This is a genomic window from Gordonia sp. IITR100 (assembly GCF_002009645.1).
Classification (GTDB): Bacteria; Actinomycetota; Actinomycetes; order Mycobacteriales; family Mycobacteriaceae; genus Gordonia; species Gordonia hongkongensis.
The window spans coordinates 39,108-45,163 of the sequence record NZ_MVKV01000027.1; the positions used below are offsets into that span (position 1 = coordinate 39,108).

6 protein-coding genes are annotated in these 6,056 nt (G+C 66.0%); 2 read left to right on the forward strand and 4 right to left on the reverse strand.

The features are described 5' to 3' along the window. Nucleotide 1: 1 nt before the first annotated feature. Entirely contained in the window at nt 2–1,678 is a 1,677-nt protein-coding gene (locus B1818_RS23055; protein WP_078114127.1) for an FAD-dependent oxidoreductase, read from the reverse strand. 100 nt (nt 1,679–1,778) lie between these two features. Between B1818_RS23055 and B1818_RS23060 the strand changes: the two genes are divergently transcribed. Next, a complete protein-coding gene (locus tag B1818_RS23060) occupies nt 1,779–2,606 on the forward strand; it encodes an acyl-[acyl-carrier-protein] thioesterase (protein ID WP_078114128.1) in 828 nt (275 codons plus the stop codon). 7 nt (nt 2,607–2,613) lie between these two features. Here B1818_RS23060 and B1818_RS23065 read toward each other — a convergent pair whose 3' ends face one another. The 3 genes from B1818_RS23065 to B1818_RS23075 form a co-directional block, all read right to left on the reverse strand. Further along, nucleotides 2,614–3,165 (reverse strand): DUF3558 domain-containing protein, encoded by a 552-nt coding sequence (locus B1818_RS23065; protein WP_078114129.1) that lies wholly within the window; start codon nt 3,163–3,165, stop codon nt 2,614–2,616. Beyond that, the gene (locus B1818_RS23070) at nt 3,162–4,049 is read right to left on the reverse strand and encodes a DUF3558 family protein (protein ID WP_078114130.1); all 888 of its coding nucleotides are present in this window, start codon (nt 4,047–4,049) and stop codon (nt 3,162–3,164) included. The genes B1818_RS23065 and B1818_RS23070 overlap by 4 nt, the downstream gene beginning before the upstream one ends. A gap of 181 nt (nt 4,050–4,230) precedes the next feature. After that, nucleotides 4,231–4,425: a hypothetical protein gene (locus B1818_RS23075; protein ID WP_058252431.1), complete on the reverse strand. Its 195-nt coding sequence runs from the start codon at nt 4,423–4,425 to the stop codon at nt 4,231–4,233. Nucleotides 4,426–4,950: 525 nt separating this feature from the next. Here B1818_RS23075 and B1818_RS24615 point away from each other — a divergent pair. After that, nucleotides 4,951–5,571: a hypothetical protein gene (locus tag B1818_RS24615; RefSeq protein ID WP_231742476.1), complete on the forward strand. Its 621-nt coding sequence runs from the start codon at nt 4,951–4,953 to the stop codon at nt 5,569–5,571. The last annotated feature ends 485 nt before the right edge of the window (nt 5,572–6,056 follow it).

The window sequence follows — 6,056 nt, forward strand, 5'->3', positions numbered from 1 at the left end:
GTCACTGCGCCCCGGCGGTGGCAGCCGCCTCGAACTCGGAGATTCTGACGAACTTCGTGCGGACCCGGCCGGTGGCCCTGCCCGCGGACTTCTCGGCGGCGTCGATCGCCTTCCAGCCCGTGAGGTCGATGCGGTTGGCGCCGCGGTCGGCCACGAGTGCGGCGACGTCGTCCCGCGAGGTCGAGGGGTCGTCGAACGCGGCGGCGACGAAGTCCGCGATGACCGCCTGCGCGGTCTCCTGACCGCAGATGCGGTTCATGCCGATACCCCCTGTCGCTCCTCGCTTGATCCAACCCGTGACGTACAGGCCGGGCATCACATCGCCGTCGGCCGCGGTCTGGACCCGCCCCTCGGTGTTGGGGACGACGCCGTGCCCCTCGTCGAACGGTAGGTCGGTGACCGGCACGCCCCGGTAACCGATGGCCCGCAGGACCAGTCCGGTCTCGAGGTCGAACCGATCCTCGGTGGGTGTCACCGCGACTGTCCCGGTCGCGTCGGCGTAGGCGTTGCGCACGCACGTAAGCGTAGCCACTTCCCCGTCACCGGCAATTTCGACGGGAGACGTGAGGAACCGGAACACGATGCGCTTGTTGCCCGGCGTCTGCGGACGCTCGGCGAATTCTCGGGCGAGACGCACCTTGGTGGCGATCGTCGAGTCGAGCGTGTCGTCGGACTGCGCCGCCTCCGAGGCCGGGTCGAGGACCAGCTCGTCGGGGTCGATGACGACGTCGACACCGTCGACGTCACCGAGTGCCAGGAACTCGCTGTTGGTGTATGCCGCCTGCGCCACGCCGCGGCGGCCCAGGAGCACCACCTCGGAGATGTTGGATTCACGCAGCTTCGCGAGGGCGTGGTCGGCGATGTCGGTCTTGGCGAGCTCGTCCGGGTCGGTGACGAGGATGCGCGCGACGTCGAGTGCCACGTTGCCGTTGCCGACCACGACGGCCCGCTCGCCCGACAGATCGACGTCGAGGTCGGCGAAGTCCGGGTGACCGTTGTACCAGGCGACGAACTGGGTCGCGGCGACCGAATTGCGCAGATCCTCGCCTTCGATTCCCAGCCGCTTGTCGGTCGCGGCGCCGACCGCGTAGATCACCGCGTGGTAGCGGGCGACCAGCTCGTCGTGGCTGATGTGCTTGCCGACCTCGACATTGAGGTAGTAGCTGAAGTTCTTCTTCGCCGCGACCGAGGCGAAGGTCTTCTCCACGCCCTTGGTGGCGCTGTGGTCCGGTGCGACCCCGGCGCGCACGAGTCCGTAGGGCGTCGGCAGCCGGTCAAACATGTCGACCTTGATGGCCGGTTTGCGGACGAGCTCCTCCGCGGCATAGAAGGCCGCCGGCCCGGCACCCACGATGGCCACGTGCAGTTCCTTCTCGGGCAGCTTGGGTGCCTTGCGCGGTGGCACGAGGCCGCCCTCGACGTCGTGGTCCTTGTAGTAGTCCGCGTTGATCTGGAGGTACGGCTCGTCACGCTCGTCCAGCTGATCGTCGGGGATGATCGCCTCCACCGGGCACTCGTCGATGCAGGCGCCGCAATCGATGCAGGTCTCCGGATCGATGTAGAGGGCCTCCGCCGTGAGGAACTCCGGCTCGTCGGGCGTGGGGTGGATGCAGTTCACCGGACACACGCTGACGCAACTGGCATCGTTGCAACATGGGCGGGTAATCACATGCGCCATCTGCTGTTTCCTCGTGATCCGACACGTAGAACGTGTTCTATTTTTCCGATTGAATGTATCTTAGCCGCAAAGATACCGGCGACCTATCGGAGGGACTCGAGTGAGCCAGGTTACGCCAGCAGTGTCGGTTGCATCACTCCCGGATCGCAAGCCTGGTGCCCAGTTCTACGAGGTGGGCTATCGCGTCCGCACCGGCGACGTCGATCAGGACATGCGTGTGCGCCTCGATGCGGTGGCCCGCTACCTGCAGGACGTCGCCAACGACAACCTCGAGGCAACCGAGTTCAGCGCGACCGACCCGTTCTGGATCGTTCGGCGGACCATCATCGATGTCATCGAGCCCATCACCTGGCCGGGTACGGTGACCGCGCAGCGCTGGTGCGGTGCCCTGTCGACGCGCTGGACCAACATGCGCGTGCGCCTCACCGCCGAGCACGAGACAAACCGGTTCAACCCCCGACCGCGTCCCGCGGGCCTGATCGAGACCGAGGCGTTCTGGATCAACGTCAACGAGCAGGGCGTGCCGTCACGCCTGTCCGACGACGCCTTCGCGATGCTGTCGGCGATGACCGACGAGCACCGCCTTCGCTGGCGGTCGATGAACCCCGAGAAGGCCCCCGACGCCGCCGACATCGACTTCCCCGACCGTGAACACGTTCTCCGGATCACCGACTTCGACCCGTTCAAGCACCTCAACAATGCCGCCTACCTCGAGGCGATCGAGGACGAACTGGTCGAGCATCCCGACCTGGTCGACGCTCCGCACCGGGTGGTCATCGAGTATCTCCGGCCCATCGTGCCGGGCACGCGGCTGGTCCTGCGCCGGGTGCGCGAGGGCGACCGGCTCACCGTGTGGTTGCTGATGCCGGGCACCGGCGACGAACTCGTGGTCGCGGCCAGCGTCGTCGTCGGGCCGCTCCCGGGGTGAGCAACTTCTACTGACCGCCCTGGAGCAGCAACTCCATCAGCTTGATCGGCGCCGCGCACGGATCGCCCTGGGGCGCGCTGCGAGGTTCGACGAACCAGGTGAAGATGCCGCGGCTCGGCGCGCGGGCGGTCACACCGCAGACGCCCGGCCGGTCGGGACTGCGCTGGGTGAACGCCGACTGGCTGGCGACCTTGATGTTCTCGGTCTGGAACCCGAGCTTCTTGGCCGTCTCCTTCTCCACGTTGACGTTGCCCCACTCGAACCAGTTGAACGTCACACTCACCACGTCGGTGGTGCCGGAGACCAACCATCGGCAGATGGCCCCGCTGAACGACCGTTCGGCGAACCCGCCGCCGGCGACGACATCGGCGATCATCGCGTCGGGTAGCACATCGCATTCCAGCAAGAGCCGGTCGAACTGGTCGGTGTCGATGTCGCTGCTGCCGGACTGGTCCGCGGCCCCCAACGGCACCGCCTCACCGTCGACGGTGCGCGCACACCCAGCCAGGGCGGTCAGTCCCAGCAGCAGCGCGGCGATCACGATGAGGGCGCGCTTCACGACGCACGCTCTATCGACAGCGTCGCCAGCTCGCGTGCGGCGTCACAGATCTCTTCGATCGGCCGTGGTGTCGCCGCGTCGCCGCGGATCGACCATTCGAAGAAGTCCGCGCCGAAACCGACGCCGACCTCACAGATCTGCCCTGATTGCGTGTAACCGATGAATCCCTCGTGGCCGTCGATCTCGAGTCTGTTGGTGACGTCGCGCGACAATTTCACGTTCGCCTCCTCACGACCGATCGGCGATCCGCGATACCAATTGAACGAGGCGACGGCACCCGTCCGCGAACCGGTCGTGTCCCATTCGCACACCGAAGTGTTGTTCACGGTCTCGGTGAGTCCACCGAACCCGGTGATGCGGACCACCTCGTCGAGGGACACGCCGCCGCATTCGCCGAAGAACGGTCCGGAACCGGCCTGGGCGGGCGCCTCGGGCGTGTTCGGAGAGTTTGGATCTGACGTCGGCTCGTCGTCCGAGCAGGCGCCGACGAGAAGCGTGATCGCTGCCAGAACCGCGATGAGGAAGGTGCCGTCGCGCAGCCGATCCAGTTGACGCCGTTCACGTTTCGTCGGCCGACCGGCACCGCGGTCGCGACGCGGCTGACTCGCGAGGATCTCCTTCGGCGGCGGCGGCGGAGACCGGTCGATGAAGCACTCGGCGGCCATCGGCGCCGACACCCGCTTACTGATCGTCCTGGTGACCTCGACGATGCGCTCCCGTCCGGCGAGCCGTACGCGGACCTCGTCACCCGGCACCACCGGCTGGGCCGGTTTGGCGGTCACCCCGTTCACGCGGACGTGCCCGCCCCGACACGCGGCGCCCGCCGCCGATCGGGTCTTGGTCAGACGGATGGCCCAGATGTAGGCATCGACGCGGGTGGACATGGTCAGCCGCCCAGCCGACTCGTCCGCAACCCGGGAGTCCGTCCGGCGCAGGCGCGCCGACCCGGTTCAGTGCCCACGACGCCGACTCCCTTCACCGCGCTTTCAACCCTGCCGGGTGCTCGTTGGGCACCACTGTAGCGGGGTCGCCCAGCTCGCCGCGGGTGCTGAACAGGCGACACCGTCAGCGCTTGCGCGTCAGCAGGTATGCGCCCCCGCCGACGGCCAGGACGAGGAACAGGATCGCCAGGAAGGTCTGGTCGAGCAGCAGCAACGTCACGAACACCGCGATGCCCGGTGACACCGCGACCAGGCTCATCGCCGGGTGCTGACGCACGACCTCCGACACCGCTCTGCTCTTGTCCCGATCGATGGCCATGATGCCCTCCCTGGTCGGTTGCACCCGGATCGGTCCGTGAACGGCCCGGGGTCGTGTGACCAGGGTAGCCGCGTGTCGCGACAGGCCCGGAAAATCGCCCCCGTTCCGGTCAGGGACTCTGCGGCCTGACCCCTGCTCTCAGCTCATCGAACTGCCCGCGAAGCGAATAGCCATATCGTCAGCCACACGGTCCGATGTCGGCAGATGTTCCTGCCCGAGGAGTCGGCCGGGACGTCCAACGCGAACATGTGCGGGTCGGCGAGGATGTCGGTGACCGCGGCGGAGCCGGCACCGATGTCGGGTCCACCCGATCATGTCTACTCCGTCTGACATGTCTATGCCGTTCAGCGGCTTCCATTCTGGTGGAATGTGGAGGGCCGCGGTTTCTACTTCTTGCTTCGCTCCGAAGTCTGGTCTGACCTGGTTCACCTGGTAAGTAATCGACTGCATATTGCATCAGATGAGACGCCCCGGCGTTCTCACAAAGGATGGCCGCGGCAACCCCGTCCGGCGCATAGTCGTGGCATGCTGCGTTTCTGTGCTGACGTCTCAGCCGCGGACTGGATCACACGAAGTCGTGACGCGACCGACGACGTCGCGTCGGGCCAGGCTTGGAAAGCTCTAGCGCTGTTCGGCCCTCCTGAGTTCGAGGCCTACGCACGGGTCCGTTTCATACCGGATCCAGACCGTCCTCACCAGAGCGTTCCGAGCGAGGACTTCACAGAGCCCGCCTATGAGGGCTACGAGCACGCCATCGTCGCCAGGACGTGTAGAGCCCTGGCTGCGGCGACGCGCAGCTCGGACGAGTGCTACTTCGCGATCTGGGCCGGCTATTCAGGTGTCGTGTCTCCTATACCGGGTGGCCCTCGGATGTACATCCCCAACCGCGGCTACCACGTCTACGTCGGCACACTGTCCGACCTCAAGGCGTGGGAGGAGCCCTTGACGCACGAAACGCCTGCAATGTTTCACGACCCGCCGGCCTTTGTATGGCCCGCTGACCATGCCTGGTGCCTGGCAAGCGACACCGATCCTCACTGGGCCGGGATCGGGGCGAACACAGCCACCATCCGCGACCTCACATTGCGAAACGACATCGATGTCGTGACCGCAGACCGCTACGGTCGCCAGCCGTTCTACGACTGACCCACGGAACCGAGGACGGATGAAACGTCGCGGATTCCGATTACTGACCGTAGGTGTATGGCAGGTTGGCGTTGATCAGGTTGCCGATCCGATGGCACAGATGACGGAGCCGGCGGTCTTCCGGGTCGCGACCCGCTTTCGTCTGCCGATGCGGTGCGACTCGGCTGGGCTCAGGGAAAATGCGCGGGCAGTCGGCTGTTTCGTTGCACATCCTCGGCGTCGCACCCGCTCCTGTTGTCGGCTGCGTAGTGGCGATGACAACCCTGTTCGATCAGCAGCCTGTGACTGCTGGGGTTTCTGTTCACCACGGTTCACTGCGGTTCACCACTGATGTTCGTGTGACATAGATTGCCGCACAGCTTGATTCGATGGCAGATAGGTTGTGTACAAACCTCGTCGTCGAACGTTTTGGCGAGTACATTGGTCTCATGTCCTCGATCACCGAGCTCCGCGACACCCTCATTGGTCTGCAACCCCCGCCCGAC